Below are 20273 nucleotides of genomic sequence, written 5' to 3' on the forward strand. Positions count from 1 at the left end.
CTTCAAATTCGGTCGGTGGCGGTGATGGCCGGGATGCGCTGGCTGGCGTCGAAATAGGCGCGTGCTTGCGCTGCGTCGTGGTCGATCGCTGCGGTCAGCGTGGCCAGATCGCTGTACTTCGCTTCATCACGCAATTTTTCCAGAAATTCGATCTGCACCACCTTGCCATAGGCGTGGCCTTGATAATCGAATACGTGGGTTTCGAGTAAGACGCGGCCGCTGTCGTCGACTGTTGGTCGCACACCCAGACTGGCCACACCAGCTAAGGGCGTATCGGCTAAACCGTGGATGCGCACGATGAAAATGCCGCTCAAGGCCGGGCGATGGTGGGCAATCCGTAGGTTGAGCGTAGGGAAACCGATGGTACGGCCGAGTTTTTGGCCATGCACGACGTGTCCGGAGATACGATACGGATGGCCGAGCAAGGCTTCGGTTTCGGCAAAGTCGGCTGCGGCCAGCGCTGTGCGCACGGCCGAAGACGAGATGCGCACACCCTTGTTTTGAACCGATGGCAAAGTGACCACGGTAAAGCCGAATTGACGACCGGCTTGCTCGAGCGTGGCAATGGTACCGGCCCGCTTGGCACCGAAACAAAAATCTTCACCGACCATCAACCATTTCACGTGCAAACCCTGTACCAGAATTTTTTCTATGAAATCTTGCGGTGATAAAGCCGCGAAATGCGCATTGAAATGCTTGACGATCACACGGTCAACACCGGCATGCGCGAGCGAGCCCATGTTGTCGCGTAAATTGGCGATGCGTGCCGGTGCCAGTGATAAATCACCGGCCGTTTGCGCGAAATAGGCGCGTGGATGTGGTTCAAAGGTCATGACGGCAGCATCGATGCCGAGTGCCGAGGCGGCCGCGCGCAAATGCGCAAGCAAGGTCTGATGACCAAGATGCACACCGTCAAAATTACCTATCGCCAGCGCGCATGGGGCGCGGGAGGCTGCATTCGGGAGTCCGCGAAATACCTTCATTGTGTCTGGAAGAATCTGCTGCAAAGCGGTAGATTATAAATGCTTTCCTAGGGAGGCGCGGATTTAATCCCCGTTTCTCCTCGTGCTCTGTGCAGATTCGGCGGACTGTCAGTGGTGATGCGCCCACGTCACGCCGTCGGAAGCCAAGTAGGAGGCAACGGCAGCAGCGTTGCCGCTGGCATACAAGTGCACCTCGCCGCAACTACAAATACCCTGATAAGGGTTGATATGGGAGCAAGCCGAGACTTTTTGCAAAAAAACTTGCACGGCTTTATTGCATTTTTTACATTTAAAAGTAAGGATACGAGCGGGTTTATTCATCGTTATAGGATTCAGATTAAAAAAGCTCGGCGCGTGCCGAGCGCTGTTATTTAACGCGCAAGCGCCACAGTGACGTGACTTCCTTGACCCGGGCCGCGTGCAAAGGATCGCTGGCATCGGTTGATTTCGGATGATGTGGCTTGATATCGAGCTTGCCGGCCACTTGCAAACCAGCTGCATCGATCAGATCGAGCAATTCACCGGGCGCGCGCAAGCCCAAATGTTCGGCAAAATCGGACATGATCAGCCAAGCTTCGCCGCCCGGCTCAAGATGTTCCGCCACGCCGGACAGAAAACTGCGCAGCATGCCGCTGTCGGCATCGTAGATCGCATGTTCGATCGGCGAATTCGGTCGTGCCGGCAGCCAGGGGGGATTACACACGATCAACGGTGCTCGGCCGGCTGGGAACAGATCGGCTTCGACCAGTTCGACGGCGGCACGCACACCGAGCCGCTGCAGATTGTCGGCCGCACAGACCAGCGCGCGTGGATCGAGATCGGTGGCGATCACGCGTTTGACCCCGCGTTTGAGCAGCAGGGCCGACAGCACGCCGCTGCCGACACCGATGTCGAAGGCCAGGGTGGTCGAAGGTAGCGGGGCCTTGGCGACGAGATCGATGTATTCGCCGCGTACCGGCGAATACACGCCGTAATGCGGGTGAATTTTGGCGTCCAGCGCGGTAATCGCCACACCGTTTTTGCGCCATTCGTGCGCGCCTATCAAACCGAGCAATTCGCGCAGCGAGGCGACGAAAGCGCTACTGGGTGCGCCATAGGCTTCTTGGCAGGCTTGTTTGACATCGGGTGCGCGGCGCAGTGAAATACTGTAATCGGCTTCGAGCGGAATCAAAATCATCGCCAACACGCGCGCGCGCTGCGATTGCGCTTGACGGTGCAGATGGAAGGCTTCCTGGGCGTTGGCCGGCGGTTTGGCTTTTTTATTCGCTGGTTTTTTATCGATGCGACGTGCCAGTGCTTGCAGCAATTGCTTGGCATTTTGGAAGTCGCCACGCCACAGCAAGGCCGTGCCTTCGCAGGCCAGTTTGTAAGCGGTTTCGGTATTGAGCCGGTCATCGGCGATCTGTACGCGTTTCGGTGGCGGTGCGCCGTTTTCAGCGTGCCAGCGGCATGACAGGGCGAGGTCGTTTTCTATCCAATGCAATTGCGGGGCGGGCGAGTTCATGGTGTTCTGATGCGCTGATGCTGCCAGCGAGGTTAGTGTTCAAGCACGGAGTGTAACAAAGAAAGCCGTGCAGTCGCGCATGCCGCGACAAGTTATTGCCTCAGAAGCTGCCCCAGATGGCATTGATCGCCGCCACCGCCGTCAGGCCGGCGGTTTCGGTACGTAAAATGCGTGGCCCCATCGATAAGGCAATCACGCCGTGGCGCACCGCCAGATCTTCTTCTGCATCCGACAAACCGCCTTCCGGCCCGATCAGCAAGCTCAAGGCTTGCGGCGGCCGGTGTTTCACCCAATCCGTCAGCGACAACTCGGCGCGTGGTGAGAGCATGATGCGCGGATGAATATCTTGTTGTGCTAACCATTTGCTCAGATCAAGCGGCGCGGCCAGATGCGGCAGACGGTTGCGGCCACATTGTTCGGCCGCAGCGATCAGCACGCCCTGCCAGTGCGCCATTTTTTTTTCCGCCCGTTCGGCCGATAAACGCACGACGCAACGCTGCGTCGCCAAAGGCTGGAGTGCGGTCACGCCGAGTTCGACGGCCTTTTCCATGATCCAGTCCATTTTGTTGCCTTCTGGTAAGGCTTGCACCAGATTCAAGGCATGCGCCAATTCGACTTCTTCAGGTAGAAATAACTTGAGCACGGCCGTTGCCTGCTTTTTATCAAGCGCCGTCAGACTGGCCACATAACAGCCGCCGCTGCCATTGAACAATTGCAGCGTCTCGCCGACCTGCATGCGCAGCACGAAAACATGGTGGGCGACGGCCGGCGGCAGCGCGACGCTGATACCCAAACTGAGTGGTAAATCACAGAAAAAGCGTGGCATAAGCAATGGACATTCATAAAAACGGGAACACGATAGCGCCGATTATACGGTAGCCCTAGGGTGCAAATCGGTATATCTGTAGGCGCTCGCGGGCGGCTCTGTTAAAATATCGGGCTTTACCGGCTATGTCTACATTTTGGCAGCCGAGCGTTACCGAACATCTATCCCAAAACTTCCCTGAAACCTATTCGCCATGATCTCTTCTCTCCAGCCCGCAGTACTGAACAAGATGGCCAACGCCATCCGTGCTTTGTCCATGGACGCCGTGCAAAAAGCCAATTCCGGACATCCGGGCGCGCCGATGGGCATGGCTGATATCGCTGTAGCCTTGTGGAAGGGGCACTACCGCCACAATCCGGCCAATCCAGGCTGGATCAATCGCGACCGCTTCGTGTTATCGAATGGTCATGGTTCGATGCTGCATTATTCGCTCTTGCATTTGACCGGTTACGCTTTGACCATGGACGATATCCGTCAGTTCCGTCAATTGCATTCAAAAACCGCCGGTCATCCGGAAGTGCATGTCACACCGGGCGTGGAAACCACTACCGGCCCGCTCGGTCAAGGTATTAGCAATGCGGTCGGCATGGCCTTGGCCGAAAAACTGCTGGCGGCTGAATTCAATCGCCCTGGCCTGACCGTGGTCGATCATCACACCTATGCCTTCATGGGCGATGGCTGCCTGATGGAAGGGATTTCGCACGAAGCCTGCTCGCTGGCCGGCACCTTGAAACTCAATAAACTGATCGCCTTCTGGGATGACAATGGCATTTCCATCGATGGCCATGTCGAAGGCTGGTTTACCGATAACACGCCGCAGCGTTTCGCCGCTTACGGCTGGAACGTGATCGCCGCGGTCGACGGCCATGACGCTCAAGCGGTGTCGGCCGCGATAGTCGCGGCCAAAGCCGCCGACAAACCGACCCTGATCTGCTGCAAAACCGTGATCGGCAAAGGTTCGCCGAATATGGAAGGCACCCACAATGTGCATGGCGCCGCGCTCGGCGAGAAAGAAATCGCCGCGGTACGCGCGCACATAGGCTGGGACTACGCCCCGTTCGAAATTCCAGCGGATGTGTATGCCAACTGGGATGCCAAAGCTGCCGGCGCTGCCGCGGAAAGCAACTGGGATGCCGCATTCGCCGCCTACACGGTGCAATTCCCACAGCAAGCAGCCGAACTGACACGGCGCATGCGTGGCAGCTTGCCGGCCGATTTCGATGCGGTATTGGCCGCCGCCATCGCCGCTTGCGTCGACAAGAAAGAAAATATCGCCACCCGCAAGGCCAGCCAGAATGCGATTCAAGCACTGGCACCGTCGCTGCCAGAATTTTTAGGCGGTTCGGCCGATTTGACCGGTTCCAATCTGACCAACTGGAAAGAATGCGTCGCAGTGCGCGGCGATCAGGCGGGGAATCACATCAATTACGGCGTGCGCGAATTCGGTATGAGCGCGATGATGAACGGGATTGCTCTGCACGGCGGTTACATCCCTTTCGGTGCCACCTTCCTGACCTTCTCCGATTACAGCCGCAATGCGATTCGCATGGCCGCCTTGATGAAAATCCGCACCTTGTTCGTGTTTACGCATGATTCCATCGGTTTGGGTGAAGATGGTCCTACGCATCAATCGATCGAGCATATCTCGAGCATGCGTTTGATTCCACAACTAGACAACTGGCGTCCATGCGACACGGTGGAAGCCACCGTCGCTTGGGGCCATGCAGTACAACGTCAGGATGGCCCGTCGACGCTGATTTTCTCGCGCCAAAATTTGCCTTACCAAGAACGCAGCGCGCAACAAATTGCCGACATCGCCCGTGGCGGCTATGTCTTGCAAGATGCCGTCGATGCGCAAGCAGTATTGATCGCCACCGGTTCGGAAATCGAGTTGGCCGTCAAAGCCGCCGCCGAATTGGCACAGCAAGGCATCGCTGTACGTGTGGTATCGATGCCTTCGACCGATGTGTTTGATCGTCAGGATGCTGCCTACAAAGCGGCCGTGCTCGGTAAAGGCTTGCCGCGTACCGCCATCGAAGCCGGCGTCACCGCCTTCTGGTACAAGTATGTTGGTCTTGAAGGTGCCGTGGTCGGTATCGACAGCTTCGGCGAATCGGCACCGGCTGGTGTCTTGTTCAAACATTTCGGCTTTACCGTCGAGCATGTGGTCGCGACCGTCAAAGCGACGCTGGCTGCCGCTTGAAGTACGATGAGTGAAACCATGAGCAGTATCAAAGCCGTCAGCTTGCGCCGTGCTACTGTTGCCGATGCGGCAGCGATCGCGGCCGTGCGCATAGAAGGCTGGCAAACCAGTTACCGCGGCATCATGCCGGATAGCTATCTCGACAATATGCAATTGGCCGACAGCTTGTTGCATTGGAAGCAGATTTTGCAAGCCCTGCCACAAGTCGATGCGCGCGTCTGCGTGTATGTGGCCGAAAGTGAAGGTGCCGTGATCGGTTTCGCCTCGGGCATGTTGCTCGAGCCGGCCAAACTCGGCATGCAAGGCGAGCTGACCGCCGTATATCTGTTACCACAGTGGCAGCGCGCCGGCATCGGTCGGCGCTTGCTGCAAAAAGTGGCGCGTACTTTGCAGGCGCAGGGCGCGCAGAATTTATTGGTATGGGTGATCGCCGACAATGCGCCGGCCCGAAATTTTTGCGAAGAGCTCGGTGCACTGGCTTTGCAAGAACAAGCGTTTTCCTGGGATGGCCTCGATCTGACTGAGCTTGCCTACGGCTGGCGCGATCTGGCGGTATTGGAAGCATCCGTGTTGGCCTTGCCGACTTCGCCCTCGCTGCATTAAATTGCGGCCGCAGTGTTGTTTGTTTTTTTTCTTTTGATGTACAGACCTTTGGAGATAACACCATGACGATTCGCGTCGCAATCAACGGCTATGGCCGTATCGGCCGTAACATCCTTCGCGCCCATTACGAAGGCGGCAAATTTAAAAACGACATTCAAATCGTCGCTATCAATGATCTCGGCAATGCCGAATCGAATGCCCATCTGACTCGTTACGATACGGCCCACGGCAAGTTCCCTGGCACGGTCACGGTTGAAGGCGACAGCATGATCGTCAATGGCGATGTCATCAAAGTCTTCGCTGAACGTAATCCTGCCAATATTCCTTGGGGTCAGCTCAATGTTGACGTCGTCTTGGAATGCACCGGCTTCTTCACCACCAAAGAAAAAGCCTCGGCTCATCTGGCCGGCGGCGCGAAAAAAGTCATCATCTCCGCACCTGGCGGTAAAGATGTCGATGCCACGATTGTGTACGGCGTCAATCACGCTGTATTGAAAGCGACTGACACCGTCATCTCCAACGCTTCTTGCACCACCAACTGCTTGGCACCACTGGCCAAGCCGCTCAACGACGCCATCGGTATCGTCAGCGGTTTGATGACCACGATTCACGCCTACACCAATGATCAAGTGCTCACTGATGTGATGCATGAAGATTTGCGCCGTGCGCGTTCCGCCACGATGAGCATGATCCCAACTAAAACCGGTGCAGCCGCAGCGGTCGGTTTGGTTTTGCCTGAATTGAATGGCAAGCTCGATGGTTACGCCATGCGCGTACCGACCATCAATGTTTCCGTGGTCGATCTGACTTTCATCGCCGCCCGCGACACCAGCGTCGAAGAAATCAACAGCATCCTGAAAGCCGCTTCCGAAGGCGCGCTCAAAGGCATTCTCGATTACAACACGGCACCCCTGGTATCGGTTGATTTCAACCACAACCCGGCTTCCAGTACTTACGATGAAACCTTGACTAAGGTTAATGGCGGTCGTTTGGTAAAAGTATCGAGCTGGTACGATAACGAATGGGGTTTCTCGAACCGCATGCTCGATACCACGATGGCCTTGATGAGCGCAAAATAAGATGCAAAGCCGCGCTGGCGCGGCTTGATCTGGCAACAAAAAAAGCTGAGTACCGGTGCGCCGGGCTCGGCTTTTTTTTGTTGCTAGAGTGGGTGAAGTTTCAGAAAATTCCTACGTCGGTTTCGCTTGAAAATTTGCTTGGCTTGATTATCATTTGAATTGGAATTTTCAGTAAAAAGTGTGTATTTGTCTAATTGCTGCCAAGAAAGCGGTAACGATCACTGATCGTTCCGCATCGTTCTGATCGCTGAAGTAAGCTAAATTCAATAATGAGCTCACTAAAATGACAAAGATCGTAGTAGTCGGTGCCGGTCACATGGGAACAGCAGTTGTTTCGGGACTTCTGAATGACATTAAATTTGATTTACAAGTCGTTGACCCTAGCGAATCTCGGCGTATTTTTTTAAAAAGCCGATATGGAATTGATGCACTGCCATCAATCAAGAACGTAAATGATGATGATATTTTGATATTATCAATACCTCCACAAAAGTTTTCTCAGTTTGCAAAAGACATTAAGCTGAACTTGGGACGGACAACTCCTGTGATATCGATGATGGCCGGCATAAAAATCGATACGCTCGGCCACTTACTTGGGGTGAGTCAAATTATTCGCGCCATACCGAATACGCTACCAGAAATTGCTCTCGGAATGACCGTATTTTGTGCATCACCAAACATCTATAAAGAAAATCTAGCGTTGACTGGAGTCATTCTAGGGTCTTTTGGTAAAGCAATATATGTTACAGACGAGTCGCTCATAGATTCTGCGACCGCACTGTGTGGTGGCGGGCCTGCATTCATTGCTTATTTTGCGAGCGCTATGCAGAGTTTTGCCATTCAGTCTGGTTTCAGTAATACAGAATCAGTATTAATGATTGCCCAAATATTAAGGGGAACTGCCGATCTTTTGGAATTGACGCGAAAATCTCCAACACAGATATGTAACGAGGTAATGACTCCTGAAGGAACGACCGAAAGAGGAATAGCTTACTTTAGGGAAAACAATGTAGAACACATCATTACGTCTGCACTTCGAAAGTCGTCAGCCAGATCCAAAGAGCTTGGCGAATTTAAATATATGCAAATGTAAGGAGGCGTATATGTTGGGTTTAAATGATAAAAGCTGGTTGATTGAGAAATTTTATGAAATACACCACGCTTCGTTCTCGAGTTGTCCATATGAAGGGAGTGAAAAATTATTTACTTATGATACATATTTTGGAATGGGACATAGTCTCAAACTGATCGATGATCCAAGTGTTTTTAAAGTAAGTCCAGCCGGTTTGGCATTGGGTAGCTATACACAAAAAATGTTCTCTAATAATGTACTGAACGGACATTTCCTTGACCTCGGTACTGGTAGCGGCGTAATTGCGCTGCTGTTAAGAGGAATGGGGGCTGATCACATTATCGGAACAGATATTTCTCCAGCTGCGGTTAGTCTTTCTGTAAAAAATGAAACCTTAAACTTTGGCAATAATAAAATCGCGTTCGTCGTCAGCGATCTTTTTTCTGGCTTACCAAATGAAAATCAGAAATTCGATTTTATTACTTTCAATCCTCCGGGATGGAGAACTCCATCGGAAAAGCTGTTGGAATATTTAATGTCCACGACCGAAGTTAATGAAATTCCTCTTTCAGCAATGTTTTATGGTGATACTTTATTGCTTCGATTTTTACAAGAATTACCTACTTACTTAAATAAGGGCGGCCGTGCCATTATTGGCTTGAATTCATTAGTAGGTATTCAGGATATTTTAAGTCGATATAAGAACGAAAAATACCAAGATCGCCGTCTTAAATTTCGTTTTTTAGAACGACATACATTTCCGTTATTGTTATATTCAGAGAGTTGGAAACGAATTTCCTCTCGATTAATGGAAGAATTTTCTTCTTGGAGAGATAAAAATCAAGCTGCCTATAGCGTGGATAGCAAAGGTAATCTGTATTGGTCGTACGAACTTGTAGAATGTGTTTTATGGTGAATCGTATAAATTCTACACGCGTAATTATTGCTGCTGTGGTCGCAGGTGTGACCGCCAATCTGATTCTCGGTGCTTCATCCTTATTTTGGCGTGCGCTATCTGACATCCCGACTGAAGTATTACTATGTTATCGCATTCTTGCTTCATTCTTCACGCTAGCGGTGCTGGTGCTGATGATTGGTCAATGCAGGAATTTTATATCAGCTTTGACGTTTGAAAGGACTTTATATCATCTCGGCGCAGCCCTACTTATTGCCATCAACTGGGGAACATTTGTCTGGTCTTCAATAAACGGTCATGTTTTGGAAACTGGGATAGGCTACCTGATCGCACCTTTTGTTGCTATTGGTATAGGCGCATTGGTTTTAAAAGAGTATTTAAGTAAAATTTGCAGATTAGCAATGGCGGTCATTTTTTTCGGTGTAGTACTTCTGTTGTTCAATAGTGCTGAACTCAAACCACTAATTTACTTTTCAATTGGCATCAGTTGGGGATGCTATGCATATGTCAAAAAAATCAGCAAACTCGATGCTTTGTTTGGTTTGGTTTTGGAAACTGCTTTTCTTTCTGTAGCGATTTGTTTTTTTATTTCGACATCAGATTTTTCACTTGCATTCGAGCCAACGTTACCGATTGAAAGTCGGCTGTTAGTGCTTGGATGTGGTTTAATATCCATGCTTCCCTTATGGCTATTTTCCTTTTCCGCGAAAAATCTCTCTTTATCTGTGATGGGTTTTTTTCAGTTTATCCTTCCAATTACCCAAATTTCCATCGCCCTTTTTTTCTATCGGCAAGTCCTGTCCGTCAATACAGCCATTTGTTTTTCATTAATTTTGGCGGCTTTATTATTCATTGTGTACGAGTCTTTTCTTAGAACTGAGAAACTCAATAAAATTGATTCGTGAAGGAAAATCGACATGAAAAATTACGATGTTATCGTTGTCGGCTTGGGTATTATGGGAACGTCGACACTGTTTCATCTTGCACGTTCTGGGGCGAATGTGTTGGGGATTGAACAATTTGGACCTACACATCAATTTGGATCATCGCAAGGAGAAACAAGAATTTTTCGCCGAGCATATTGGGAGGGTAGAGAATATCTCCCTTTGTTAAACAGATCGCATGATCTGTGGACCGAGTTACAAGCTTTGAGTGATGAGAGCTTGTTGATTCCGACAGGAGCCGTATTTATAGGACCCAAATCAACAGGTGTTGTAAAAGGAAGTAGAAAAACCGCGCAAGAAGGTCAGATTACTTATGAAGTACTTAGTGCAAAAAAAATTAGAGCGCGATTTCCAGGGTTTTCTATTAATGAAAAAATGGAAGCAATATATGAGCCGGGGGCATACGTCATTTTGGCAAACAAAGTGCAAACACACATGATGAATCATGCGATAGAAAAAGGCGCTTCTGCGAATTTTGGCCGGAGTGTTCGAGAAATTTCTCGATATACTCAATCCATGCTCTTGGTTAAAACCGATAATGGCGATCAATTTTTGACTCGGGCTATAGTTCTGACAACTGGGCCTTGGACTACGAATAATTTTTTGCCTGAGTTGAATAGTTTCCGGTTCTCACATAGCGTTCCTGTCTATTGGTTTGATGTACGAGTAGGACACGAAGAAGAATTTTCCAAGGATAAATTTCCTGCTTTTTTGTATAATCATGCAGACGGAGCGTTACTGTATGGGATTCCTGCCGGAATAAGTTCGGAGCGAGGTATTAAAATTGGCTTTCACAACAGACAGCATTTGCTTTGCGAACCAGGAAATAGAAAAAAAAGTATTTTGGAATGTTATTCGACAGAGATGTCATCTTATGTTGAAGAAATTTTTCCCGGACTTAATCCTCTTCCAATCAGTTCACGTTCATGTTTTTATACAATGAGCAAAGATCAAAGTTTTTTAATTGGCACGTCTCGAGAACATTCAAATGTCTTTTATGCGTCGGCTTGTTCTGGACATGGATTTAAATTTGGGTCGGCAATCGGAGAAGTGCTTGCTTTGTTAGCGCAAGGAAAATCCCCCCCAATTGATATATCAAATTTTAATCTTTCACGCTTCAAATTAGTCGGAAGTTGAATTGTATTTTTGATACTCCAATGCCGTATCTTTTGATTGTCACTCTCTTTGGAATCGGTAGGATCGGCTTAAACCGTCTCATCGCCGGCCTTTAAATCCAAGCAAGACAGCCGACTTCCGCAGGTATTGTGGCGTCCCCAAAAAAACAAGGCGCGCACTTGACCTATGCTCAGCGCGCCTCTGCCATCAAGCCTGCACCGGCTGGAGCTTACTGAACACCTGCTCGACCATGGCCTTATTCTGTTTTTCAACCGCGATGCGTGCTTCCTTGCGTGCCAAGGCGCATTCGTAGCGTAGTTTTTCGATTTCCGTACTCGGGGAAAAACTGGGAATTTTGGTCGGCTTGTTCCCCTCGGTCACCGCTACCATCGTAAAGAAACAACTGTTGGTATGGCGTTTGACATCGGTGAAAATATTTTCAGCCACCACCTTGACCCCGACTTCCATCGAACTTTTCCCCACGTAATTAATGGTTGAAAAAAAGGTGACCAATTCGCCGACATAAATCGGTTGACCAAACCGTACCTGATCGACCGATAAAGTCACGACATTCGTTTTGGCATAGCGAACGGCACAGGTATAAGCAACTTGATCGAGGATGAAAAGCAGATCACCGCCATGAATATTGCCAGCAATATTCATCATCGTCGGTGTCATGAGAACGGACATGGTAAGTTCACGATTCGACATAATATGTACTCCCGTTATGAGAAAAAATCTGACCAGGGTTTGAAACCCCTTCCAGAGTCTTTTCCATCGTCGCTTGCGACGATCGATTAAGTTGTTTGCACTTTTTTCTGGCGGCCTTTGCCAACAACGGTCTTGCGCGGCTTAGCAGTTTTCTGCGCAATCGGCGCGGCCGCTGGTTCCGGCTGATCCAAGCCCAGTGCTTGCGCAATACTTTGCAAGCGCTGCTGTTTGCCTGCATTAATCGGCCCGCTCAGAGCCAACAGATCGGTCGCCAATTCCAGTGCATGCTGACGTTGCGCGCGCAATGGTAGTAGGGCAGGTAAGCTGGCGAGCGCACGCGCTTCATCCATCCGCACCAAAAACGTTTGGCGTCTGATGGCCTCTTTCATTTGCTGCAAGCTGACGGTTTGATCGCGCCCGGTTGCACGCATCAGGCGGCGAATGCCGCTGAAGGGGCGCTCATCCACCACGCCATTGCCGATCGCAACATAAATCAAGAGGCGTAAAAATCCTTCTTCAGGGCTGCCGTGATCAAACCAGACTTCATGTTCGGCGCGCTTTTGTGCCGAAAATTCTTGCTCTGCTTGGCTCCGTGGGCGTGCGCTCGTCGTGCGCTTCGGGTCGGGCTGGAATCCGGTCATCGCAGCCAGCAACGGTGATTCATAGGTCAGCTTGAACAGGCGTTCGTAGTGGGCATCGCGCATATCGCGATAGCTGTCCCAATTGCTGCGTATGGTGGCGGCGATTTTTTTCTCTGCCAGTAGCCAAGGATTATCCTCAGCTAAGTCGGCTGACATAGAACGGGCCATCTCGGCCAAGGGGCGCAGCGCTTTGAGCGCCGGGTTGGAATCAGACAGCAAGGCCCGCTCGTAGCGTGCCGAGCTTAAATTGCGTAAGCAAGTGGCACTCATTTCGCTGGAAAACATTGTTACGACAGGTGACACAAACATGTCGTAGCACGATTGATTTATCTGTGACACATGCCGTACCAGTTCGAATGCGCGCTCACCCTCGCGGTCTGCTTCACCTAGCGCCAGAATATCGCTGATGTCACGTGGTTCAAAGCGAATCACATAGCGATCTTCAGCGAAATCCAAACCTGCCATGTCGGGTGTGGTGTCGAGGATGATGGCTTCATACAGACCGGGCGGGAGCATGTCGATCAAATCGAGGGCATTGACGAGTTCAGTGTGCTCGCGATTGGCCACGCCGGCTGACACAAAAATACCTAAGTGTCCGATTTGTTCATGTAAAAAATAAACGATAGTTTGCTCGTGATCGCGGATGTCCTCGACGCTGTCGTATAAATCCGCAATCCAGAACAGTGCTTGCTGCGGTGGCGTAATATTGTCACCCCAGGAAGCGAACACCACGATCGGCGAGCGAATCTTGCGCAGGTCGACACGCGTTTCTCCCTCATCCATGATGATCTCGCCGGCACTCAACTTATTACCGACAAATAAGTTTTGTGATATCCACGCCATTTCTTCTTTATTCAACAGGAAATGCCCACCCCACCAACGCTCGAAATCGAGGTAGCGCGTGCGCTCGGTATCGATATTGGCATACAAATTGTAGAGCTTGCTGAAATGGGTATTACCAGGATCGAGTTTCTCAAAATTATCGACCAGATGTGCGCCGTCAAACTTGCCATTGCCGAGATCGCCTGCCAACGAAGCCATCCAGGTGCCGCCCATCAGTCCTCCCGTATAGCGCAGGGGATTCTTGTTTTCCACCCCAGCCCAATATGACAGCGGCGAGCCGGCCAATAAGACCGGGCCGACCGATTCCGGTGCCAATGCTGCCAGGATCATTAAGGCCCAGCCGCCCTGACAATTGCCGATCACAAATGGCTTGCCCACGGCATCGGGATGCAGCTCATTGACTTTAGCGAGAAATATGCGCTCGGCGTGCGTCACGCACTCTATCGTTTGTCCCGCCACTGGCTGCGGAAAAAACATCACGAAATAACATGGGTGGCCGGCTTTGAGGGCAATGCCGATTTCACTGTCCATTTTCGAGCCGCCTATGCCTGGGCCGTGTCCGGCGCGCGGATCGATCACTACGAAAGGACGCTTTTTCGGGTCGGTAGCGACGTAATCAGGCGGCGGTACAATCGCTGCCAAGGCATAATTGGCCGGACGTTCGAAGCGGCGTGCATCGAGTATGAGTTTATAGTCGAATACCAAAACTGGCGGCTTACCAGACTGTTCATGTTCCAGATAATTGTTGCCGCGCTCGCGCAGCACATCCCAAAACATCAGCGAACGTCGGCAAGCATCGGTCCAGTACGCTAAGGTATCGGTGGGGAGGGGTATGGCAGGAAAAGCGCTGAGCTCGTCTGATGGTGGCATACTACATTTCCTCAAAAAAATGTATGACGCATAGAAAAATGGCGAGAGCTGATTTCCATTCAGTATGCAAGACTGAGCAGTGTTTCCATGTTCCATTTGTTTACACTCAGCATCAGTGATAGGCATTCCATCACCGGACTGGAATGTATTCTCAATATAGGGTATTTTTTTTTAAAGGCAAGCGCGTCTTAAGCGATTTTAAGAGCGCGAAAATTTGCTGTGAATGGGTGGGGAGTGGGCGTATGCAGCGAAGATTTTATCGGTGTTGCTGCAATATTTTCCGTCAATAAATATGTGTGTGGTGTTCGTCGCTGCCTTCAGAGGCTGTCGCAAAAGCCTGATGGACGTTTTTTACACCTGAAACACCGCATACCTCGTCATTCCTGCATGCCACAGCCTCGTCATTCCCGCATGCTTTTGGCGGGAACCCAGCGTCGTTTTTTACACTGAAAATGCCACAATTTCTGGCATTTTCAGTTAACCACGAACGCCGCTTGGTTCCTACCAAAAGCGCGCAGGAATGACGTGGCCACCAGTCAGGGTAATGATACCGACTCACTACCCTTTTGCGACAGCCTCTTCAGAGCGGGGACGTCGATCAAGGGGACTTTTTTATGTGAAATGAAAACGTCCTTCTGCGCATGGAGTGGTCAATGAGCAGCACAGATTAAGTAAAATAGAAGAACACGATCTCTATTCCGGCCAGCGCACCACTGAAGTGCGCTGTCTTTTTTCGCTGGCAAATATTTGTGCACCGGTCGGAACTTAATTGACAACAATTGGTCCGAGTAAGCGAGCGCTGTTCGGCAAGCACCGCGATTGCGTTCGCCCATTCAATCAAACTCGAGGAGACAGCATGTCAGCAGCGTTCAAGATGAAGAAGTTGTTTGCGCAAAACAAGGGTTTTTTGGCTTTCGTGCTTGGCATGGTCTTGGTTCGCAGTGCCTTGGCCGATTTCTATGTGGTGCCTTCGAGTTCCATGTATCCGACCCTGCTGGAGGGGGATCGGGTGATTTGTGATCGCTTGGCTTATGATGTCAAATTGCCGCTCAGTGATATCGTCCTCACCCATCTGGCCGATCCGCAGCGCGGTGATGTCGTTACCTTTTCTTCGCCGGAAGATGGGACGCGGCTGGTCAAGCGGCTGGTGGCCTTGCCCGGCGATGTGGTGGAAATGCGCGAAGAAAAATTAAGCATCAACGGCGAGGTGGCGCACTACCAAAGCGTGGCGACACCGGCACGCGATCATTTGACGCCGCAGCACGAATACGCAGGAGAACAATTGGTCTGGCAAGAAAGTTTGGGCAGCATGCAGCACCGTATCATCGTCATGCCCGAACGCCCAGCGCTGCGCTCGTTCGGACCGCTCACGGTGCCGCCGGGGCAGTATCTGATGCTCGGTGATAATCGCGATAACAGCAAAGATTCGCGCTATATCGGCTTGGTCAAACGAGAATTGATCACCGGTCAGGTTAAGCGCTTGATGTTTTCACTCGATGGGCAGCGCTACTACCTGCCGCGGCTCGAGCGTTTTGGTGCGGCGATTTGATGGCCGTTCGCTTGAGCAGCATCACCCACCTCGACGCCGTGCCATGCCGGATCGAAGCGCTTGATGATGATGCCATTGCCCAGTGGTAGACCGCAGCGCTTCAATCGATCGCGCCTGGCGCACGATAGCCGAGCGCGCGCGAAATATGGATCGCGGTTTCCATCAAGTCGGCCAACCAATCTTCCTGTAAGCGGTCGGCTGGTGCCGAGATCGACAGGCCGGCGATCATTTTGCCGCTGTCATCGTGTATGCCGGCGGCCATGCAGCGCACGCCAAGTTCGAGTTCTTCATTGTCGCGTGCGTAGCCGTGGGCGCGTACTTCGGCCAGTTCTTGCTCTAATTTCGCCAATGCGGTAATCGAATTTTTATTATGGCCGGCCAAACCGGTGCGCGTGGCATAGGCGCGGATGGCCTTGGGTTCGTCGAGCGAGAGAAATAATTTGCCGGTCGAGGTCAGATGCAGCGGCGCGCGGCCACCGATGGCGCGCACCACTTGCATGCCCGAGCGTTCTGAATAGGCGCGGTCGATGTAGACAATTTCATCGCCCTGACGAACCGAGAGATTGATGGTTTGATTGGTTTGGCGATGTAAAGTGCGCATGAATTCCAGCGCCGCCTCGCGCACATTCAAGCGCCCCTTAACGATATTACCGAGCTCGAGCAAACGCATGCCGAGTTGGTAGTAGCCGGTTTCGGCACGGTCGACGAAGCGGGTGGTGACCAAGTCGTTCAAAATCCTGTGCGCCGTCGATGGATGTAAACCGGTTACGATGGCCAATTCCTTCAGGCTGACCGGGTCTGGATAGCGCGACAGTGCGTCGAGCAGAGAAACCAGGCGTTCTATTACCTGGATCGAGGTTTTTTCAGTGGCGGGAGCGGCGGTTTTCATAGGATCTTTGATGCATTGCAGTAGTTCGCTTATACCATAATGTGAAAAGTTCGTCATTGATTCAGATTCAAAATACCTGCTGTTGGCAACAGAGTGCGGCAAAATGATGTAATTTTGTTGAAATTTTGTGTCGTTATCATGGCTTTTAGTTGCGTCGCAACATTTTCTCGCGCCGGATAAGTATTCATGAAAAGTCTGATTTTCCTTGCAGATTGCCAGATGAAATCGCGACTTTGTCAGGTAAAATTCCGCGCGGGTACTTGGGAAGTGCGGAGTGACTCCATACTTCCCTGATATTTCCCCTGAAAAATTTTGACGTTTAAGGATAAACCATGCTCGATCAGGAACAAGCTGTCAGCGAATTCAAAAGCAAAAGCGGTTTCCGCCGGATTTTTTCGGCCTTTTTTTACTCGATCGATGGTTTTCGCGCAGCGTGGAAGAACGAGCACGCGTTTCGCCAAGAACTGGTGTTGGTGATCGTTGGTATCGTGACGGCCTTGTTTTTGCCGGTTTCGGGTTTTGAAAAATTGATGATGGTCGCGGTGTTGCTGCTGATCTTGATCATCGAATTACTCAATTCGGCCATCGAAGCGGTGGTTGACCGCGTCTCGCTCGAACGTCATTCGCTGTCCAAGAATGCCAAAGATTTCGGCAGCGCTGCGGTACTGCTGAGTCTCTTGATCGCCGTCGCTACCTGGTCGGTGGTGTTGGTTAACCGTTTTTATTATTGAAAGTCGCATGATGCCTTCGATTTCCCCGACCGCCAACGGCACGCTGGAAGCGGCGCTGGCCGCGGCCATCAACCAAAAAACCAAACCGCTGGGCAGCCTCGGTAGGCTCGAGCAATTGGCCGCGCAAATCGGCTTGATACAGCAAACCGTCACGCCGCGTTTGGAAGCGCCATCGATCATCGTGTTTGCCGGTGACCATGGCGTGGTGGCTGAAGGTGTCTCGGCCTATCCGCAGGATGTGACTTGGCAGATGGTGGAAAATTTTCTGGCAGGTGGTGCGGCGATCAATGTTTTCGCGCGTCAGAATGGTTTGGCTTTGCAGATTGTCGACGCCGGTGTGAATCATGATTTCGGATTGCGTGCTGATTTGCTCGACCGGAAGATTGCGCCCGGCACCAAAAATTTCGCCCAACAAGCGGCGATGACGATGGAACAATGTGCTGCTGCCTTAGCGAATGGGCGTGCGCTGGTTGCCGATTTGCCCGGCAATGTGCTCGGTTTCGGTGAAATGGGTATCGGTAACACCACGGCCGCGGCGGCGCTGATGCACCGTCTTACCGGCGTGCCGGTTGCCGAGTGCGTCGGTGCCGGCACCGGTTTGTCGGCCGATGGCATTGCGCACAAAGAGCGCGTCATCACGGCTGCCTGCGCCTTGCATGCCGAGCTCAGTGAACCGCTGGCGCTGTTGGCTTGTTTCGGCGGCTTTGAAATCGCCACCATGGTCGGGGCCATGTGTGCGGCCGCCGAGCGCCGCATGGTTTTGCTTATCGATGGTTTCATCGTCAGCAGCGCTTTGCTGGTGGCGGCGCGTTTGCATCCGGCGATTCTTGATTACTGCGTGTTTTCGCATCAATCTGATGAAAGCGGGCACGCGCGCATGTTGCTGGCCTTGGATGTCAAACCGGTATTGCAACTTGATTTGCGCTTAGGTGAGGGCACCGGTGCCGCCTTGGTGTATCCGATGCTGGCAGCGGCGGTGAATTTTCTTAATCAGATGGCGACCTTTGCTTCGGCCGATGTCAGCCAGCAAAGTCATAGCTGAGTGGCGCGCGCTTCCTTGGAATCGATGAAACGTCACAGCGTACATCAATTGCGCTTGTTTTTCGTGGCCTTGCAGTTTTTTACGCGGCTGCCGATTCCTGCATGGGTGGGCTTTGATGCGGCTTGGTTACAGCAAGCTTCACGCTACTTCCCGGCCGTCGGCTGGGTGGTCGGTGTGGTGACCGCCAGCGTCTACAGTGTGGCCTCGCTGGTGTGGCCGGCGGCGGTCGCGGTGCTGCTGTCGATGATCGCTGGAATTTTACTCACCGGTGCGTTTCACGAAGATGGCTTTGCCGATGTCTGCGATGGCTTCGGCGGCGGGCTCAATGCGCAACGGGTGCTCGACATCATGCGCGATTCGCGCGTCGGGGCGTATGGTGCCATGGGCGCGGCGTTGATGTTGCTGTGTAAATTCGTGCTGCTGGTGAGCTTGCCGACCGTATTGGTGGTGCCGGCCTTGCTGATTGCTCATCCCCTGTCGCGCCTGCTGTCGTGCAGCCTGATTTTCTGTCTGGAGTATGCGCGCCTGGAAGGAAAGGCCAAGCCATTGGCGCAGCACATGAGTTCCAATGAATTCGGCATTGCTTGCCTGAGCGTGCTGCTGCCGCTCAGTCTGATCTTGCTGTGGCAACCGTTATTGTTGACCCGTTTAGCGCCGGTCTTGTTATTGATGTTGCTGGCGACGGTATTGTTGGCGCGCTTGTTTGTCAAAAAAATCGGCGGTTACACGGGCGACTGCTTGGGCGCTGTTCAGCAATTGAGTGAAGTCGCCTGTTACCTGGGCTTGTTAGCGCACTGGGCGCACTGATATGCAATTACAACTGATTCGTCACACCGCGCCGTTGCTGCCGAGTGGAATTTGTTATGGTCGCAGTGAGGTGGCGGTAGCGCAGGCCGATTGCTTGGCCGTGGCGGCGCAGTGGCATCGCGCAAACCTTGAGAAGCGGCCGATTTTCAGTAGTCCGGCGCAACGCTGCCGGCAGTTGGCGCAATTGCTCAGTCCTATGCCCAGTTACGACGCACGCTTGCTCGAGCTCGATTTCGGCAGCTGGGAAATGCAGTCCTGGGATCAGATTGCGCGCGCGGAGATCGATGCGTGGGCGGCGGATACCGTTGCTTATGCCCCGGGCGGACGGGAAAATTTGTCTCAAATGGTGGCGCGGCTGCGCGCCTTCTTGAACGATTTGCATGCCTACGCAGTCGATAGTGCGGTATTAGTCACGCACGGCGGCGTGATCCGCATACTCGCCGCATGGCAGCCAGGCAAGTCGGATGTGCAATTGGCGCAACGGGTTTGCGACTTGCAAGAAACTTATCCATTTGCCTCATTTACGGAGCTGGAGATTTTCCTGTAGCATGGGGTTTTTTCTCACTCTGTCAGGCAGTATCGATCCATGCTGGAACTCCGAAAAACACCGCGTATCAATGTCAGTTGGCGATCCGGCATCAAATTGCCCGATGGTCGTTTGATACTGTGCCGTACGATGAATATTTCCAGCGGAGGGATTTTGCTGCAATCGCCGCAGAATCTGGTGAGCATGCGCAGCTATCCGATGATGCTGGATATTCCTGGTATCGACGAACCGGGAAAAATTTTTCATGTCGGCTGTATGGGGATGATCCGGCATGTCGTGTTAAGTAATGACCATTATCGCATCGGCGTGCAATTGAGTGAGATGTCGTCATTACATGAGGAATTGTTTCAGGCGTGGATTTCCAAAGCCCAAGTCTACAACCACGCGTGAGCGTGAA

General features: G+C 51.9%; 20 protein-coding genes. 13 read left to right on the forward strand and 7 right to left on the reverse strand.

What is annotated here, in order from left to right:
• Nucleotides 1-2 precede the first annotated feature (2 nt).
• From RHM61_RS11630 to RHM61_RS11645, 4 genes are all read right to left on the reverse strand, one after another.
• Entirely contained in the window at nucleotides 3-983 is a 981-nt protein-coding gene (locus RHM61_RS11630; RefSeq protein ID WP_322247477.1) for a bifunctional riboflavin kinase/FAD synthetase, read from the reverse strand.
• A 108-nt stretch (nucleotides 984-1091) separates the two neighbouring features.
• Complete coding sequence (locus RHM61_RS11635; RefSeq protein ID WP_322247478.1) at nucleotides 1092-1304, reverse strand: hypothetical protein; 213 nt, start codon at nucleotides 1302-1304, stop codon at nucleotides 1092-1094.
• Nucleotides 1305-1350: 46 nt separating this feature from the next.
• A complete protein-coding gene (locus RHM61_RS11640) occupies nucleotides 1351-2487 on the reverse strand; it encodes a methyltransferase (RefSeq protein ID WP_322247479.1) in 1137 nt (378 codons plus the stop codon).
• A 100-nt stretch (nucleotides 2488-2587) separates the two neighbouring features.
• Nucleotides 2588-3313: a 16S rRNA (uracil(1498)-N(3))-methyltransferase gene (locus tag RHM61_RS11645; protein WP_322247480.1), complete on the reverse strand. Its 726-nt coding sequence runs from the start codon at nucleotides 3311-3313 to the stop codon at nucleotides 2588-2590.
• A 229-nt stretch (nucleotides 3314-3542) separates the two neighbouring features.
• Here RHM61_RS11645 and tkt point away from each other — a divergent pair, with 229 nt between their 5' ends.
• The 7 genes from tkt (at nucleotide 3543) to solA (ending at nucleotide 11267) form a co-directional block, all read left to right on the forward strand.
• Nucleotides 3543-5516: a transketolase gene (gene tkt, locus RHM61_RS11650; protein ID WP_416200235.1), complete on the forward strand. Its 1974-nt coding sequence runs from the start codon at nucleotides 3543-3545 to the stop codon at nucleotides 5514-5516.
• 18 nt (nucleotides 5517-5534) lie between these two features.
• Complete coding sequence (locus tag RHM61_RS11655; protein WP_322247482.1) at nucleotides 5535-6119, forward strand: GNAT family N-acetyltransferase; 585 nt, start codon at nucleotides 5535-5537, stop codon at nucleotides 6117-6119.
• Nucleotides 6120-6181: 62 nt separating this feature from the next.
• Nucleotides 6182-7198 (forward strand): type I glyceraldehyde-3-phosphate dehydrogenase, encoded by a 1017-nt coding sequence (gene gap / locus RHM61_RS11660; protein WP_322247483.1) that lies wholly within the window; start codon nucleotides 6182-6184, stop codon nucleotides 7196-7198.
• A 283-nt stretch (nucleotides 7199-7481) separates the two neighbouring features.
• Complete coding sequence (locus RHM61_RS11665; protein WP_322247484.1) at nucleotides 7482-8291, forward strand: pyrroline-5-carboxylate reductase; 810 nt, start codon at nucleotides 7482-7484, stop codon at nucleotides 8289-8291.
• Nucleotides 8292-8301: 10 nt separating this feature from the next.
• Complete coding sequence (locus RHM61_RS11670; protein ID WP_322247485.1) at nucleotides 8302-9186, forward strand: methyltransferase; 885 nt, start codon at nucleotides 8302-8304, stop codon at nucleotides 9184-9186.
• The gene (locus tag RHM61_RS11675; protein ID WP_322247486.1) at nucleotides 9180-10091 is read left to right on the forward strand and encodes a rarD protein; all 912 of its coding nucleotides are present in this window, start codon (nucleotides 9180-9182) and stop codon (nucleotides 10089-10091) included. Before RHM61_RS11670 ends, RHM61_RS11675 begins: the two co-directional genes overlap by 7 nt.
• A gap of 12 nt (nucleotides 10092-10103) precedes the next feature.
• On the forward strand, nucleotides 10104-11267 hold the full coding sequence (gene solA, locus RHM61_RS11680) for an N-methyl-L-tryptophan oxidase (protein WP_322247487.1): 1164 nt from the start codon (nucleotides 10104-10106) through the stop codon (nucleotides 11265-11267).
• 186 nt (nucleotides 11268-11453) lie between these two features.
• Here solA and RHM61_RS11685 read toward each other — a convergent pair whose 3' ends face one another.
• Both RHM61_RS11685 and RHM61_RS11690 read right to left on the reverse strand, forming a co-directional pair.
• The gene (locus RHM61_RS11685) at nucleotides 11454-11936 is read right to left on the reverse strand and encodes an acyl-CoA thioesterase (RefSeq protein ID WP_322247488.1); all 483 of its coding nucleotides are present in this window, start codon (nucleotides 11934-11936) and stop codon (nucleotides 11454-11456) included.
• A 107-nt stretch (nucleotides 11937-12043) separates the two neighbouring features.
• Complete coding sequence (locus tag RHM61_RS11690; protein ID WP_322247489.1) at nucleotides 12044-14311, reverse strand: DUF3141 domain-containing protein; 2268 nt, start codon at nucleotides 14309-14311, stop codon at nucleotides 12044-12046.
• Nucleotides 14312-15167: 856 nt separating this feature from the next.
• On the opposite strand from RHM61_RS11690, the gene lepB reads away from it, so the two are divergent.
• Nucleotides 15168-15860: a signal peptidase I gene (gene lepB, locus RHM61_RS11695; RefSeq protein WP_322247490.1), complete on the forward strand. Its 693-nt coding sequence runs from the start codon at nucleotides 15168-15170 to the stop codon at nucleotides 15858-15860.
• Nucleotides 15861-15960: 100 nt separating this feature from the next.
• Here lepB and RHM61_RS11700 read toward each other — a convergent pair whose 3' ends face one another.
• The gene (locus RHM61_RS11700; RefSeq protein WP_322247491.1) at nucleotides 15961-16749 is read right to left on the reverse strand and encodes an IclR family transcriptional regulator; all 789 of its coding nucleotides are present in this window, start codon (nucleotides 16747-16749) and stop codon (nucleotides 15961-15963) included.
• Nucleotides 16750-17081: 332 nt separating this feature from the next.
• On the opposite strand from RHM61_RS11700, the gene RHM61_RS11705 reads away from it, so the two are divergent.
• From RHM61_RS11705 to RHM61_RS11725, 5 genes are read left to right on the forward strand one after another with little or no spacing between them, the layout of a single operon-like run.
• A complete protein-coding gene (locus RHM61_RS11705; RefSeq protein ID WP_322247492.1) occupies nucleotides 17082-17480 on the forward strand; it encodes a diacylglycerol kinase in 399 nt (132 codons plus the stop codon).
• A gap of 7 nt (nucleotides 17481-17487) precedes the next feature.
• Nucleotides 17488-18522 (forward strand): nicotinate-nucleotide--dimethylbenzimidazole phosphoribosyltransferase, encoded by a 1035-nt coding sequence (gene cobT, locus RHM61_RS11710; RefSeq protein WP_322247493.1) that lies wholly within the window; start codon nucleotides 17488-17490, stop codon nucleotides 18520-18522.
• Nucleotides 18523-18546: 24 nt separating this feature from the next.
• Complete coding sequence (locus tag RHM61_RS11715) at nucleotides 18547-19329, forward strand: adenosylcobinamide-GDP ribazoletransferase (protein ID WP_322247494.1); 783 nt, start codon at nucleotides 18547-18549, stop codon at nucleotides 19327-19329.
• A gap of 1 nt (nucleotide 19330) precedes the next feature.
• Nucleotides 19331-19876 (forward strand): histidine phosphatase family protein, encoded by a 546-nt coding sequence (locus RHM61_RS11720; protein ID WP_322247495.1) that lies wholly within the window; start codon nucleotides 19331-19333, stop codon nucleotides 19874-19876.
• A 39-nt stretch (nucleotides 19877-19915) separates the two neighbouring features.
• A complete protein-coding gene (locus RHM61_RS11725; RefSeq protein ID WP_322247496.1) occupies nucleotides 19916-20266 on the forward strand; it encodes a PilZ domain-containing protein in 351 nt (116 codons plus the stop codon).
• Nucleotides 20267-20273 lie beyond the last annotated feature (7 nt).

The organism is Undibacterium sp. CCC3.4 (assembly GCF_034347425.1).
GTDB lineage: Bacteria > Pseudomonadota > Gammaproteobacteria > Burkholderiales > Burkholderiaceae_D > Undibacterium.

What these genes read in the sequence shown, in the direction of transcription:
- RHM61_RS11630 (WP_322247477.1), bottom strand. Translation starts at nt 983, where the DNA reads ATGAAGGTATTTCGCGGACTCCCGAATGCAGCCTCCCGCGCCCCATGC.
- RHM61_RS11635 (WP_322247478.1), bottom strand. Translation starts at nt 1,304, where the DNA reads ATGAATAAACCCGCTCGTATCCTTACTTTTAAATGTAAAAAATGCAAT.
- RHM61_RS11640 (WP_322247479.1), bottom strand. Translation starts at nt 2,487, where the DNA reads ATGAACTCGCCCGCCCCGCAATTGCATTGGATAGAAAACGACCTCGCC.
- RHM61_RS11645 (WP_322247480.1), bottom strand. Translation starts at nt 3,313, where the DNA reads ATGCCACGCTTTTTCTGTGATTTACCACTCAGTTTGGGTATCAGCGTC.
- tkt (WP_416200235.1), top strand. Translation starts at nt 3,543, where the DNA reads ATGGCCAACGCCATCCGTGCTTTGTCCATGGACGCCGTGCAAAAAGCC.
- RHM61_RS11655 (WP_322247482.1), top strand. Translation starts at nt 5,535, where the DNA reads ATGAGCAGTATCAAAGCCGTCAGCTTGCGCCGTGCTACTGTTGCCGAT.
- gap (WP_322247483.1), top strand. Translation starts at nt 6,182, where the DNA reads ATGACGATTCGCGTCGCAATCAACGGCTATGGCCGTATCGGCCGTAAC.
- RHM61_RS11665 (WP_322247484.1), top strand. Translation starts at nt 7,482, where the DNA reads ATGACAAAGATCGTAGTAGTCGGTGCCGGTCACATGGGAACAGCAGTT.
- RHM61_RS11670 (WP_322247485.1), top strand. Translation starts at nt 8,302, where the DNA reads ATGTTGGGTTTAAATGATAAAAGCTGGTTGATTGAGAAATTTTATGAA.
- RHM61_RS11675 (WP_322247486.1), top strand. Translation starts at nt 9,180, where the DNA reads ATGGTGAATCGTATAAATTCTACACGCGTAATTATTGCTGCTGTGGTC.
- solA (WP_322247487.1), top strand. Translation starts at nt 10,104, where the DNA reads ATGAAAAATTACGATGTTATCGTTGTCGGCTTGGGTATTATGGGAACG.
- RHM61_RS11685 (WP_322247488.1), bottom strand. Translation starts at nt 11,936, where the DNA reads ATGTCCGTTCTCATGACACCGACGATGATGAATATTGCTGGCAATATT.
- RHM61_RS11690 (WP_322247489.1), bottom strand. Translation starts at nt 14,311, where the DNA reads ATGCCACCATCAGACGAGCTCAGCGCTTTTCCTGCCATACCCCTCCCC.
- lepB (WP_322247490.1), top strand. Translation starts at nt 15,168, where the DNA reads ATGTCAGCAGCGTTCAAGATGAAGAAGTTGTTTGCGCAAAACAAGGGT.
- RHM61_RS11700 (WP_322247491.1), bottom strand. Translation starts at nt 16,749, where the DNA reads ATGAAAACCGCCGCTCCCGCCACTGAAAAAACCTCGATCCAGGTAATA.
- RHM61_RS11705 (WP_322247492.1), top strand. Translation starts at nt 17,082, where the DNA reads ATGCTCGATCAGGAACAAGCTGTCAGCGAATTCAAAAGCAAAAGCGGT.
- cobT (WP_322247493.1), top strand. Translation starts at nt 17,488, where the DNA reads ATGATGCCTTCGATTTCCCCGACCGCCAACGGCACGCTGGAAGCGGCG.
- RHM61_RS11715 (WP_322247494.1), top strand. Translation starts at nt 18,547, where the DNA reads ATGAAACGTCACAGCGTACATCAATTGCGCTTGTTTTTCGTGGCCTTG.
- RHM61_RS11720 (WP_322247495.1), top strand. Translation starts at nt 19,331, where the DNA reads ATGCAATTACAACTGATTCGTCACACCGCGCCGTTGCTGCCGAGTGGA.
- RHM61_RS11725 (WP_322247496.1), top strand. Translation starts at nt 19,916, where the DNA reads ATGCTGGAACTCCGAAAAACACCGCGTATCAATGTCAGTTGGCGATCC.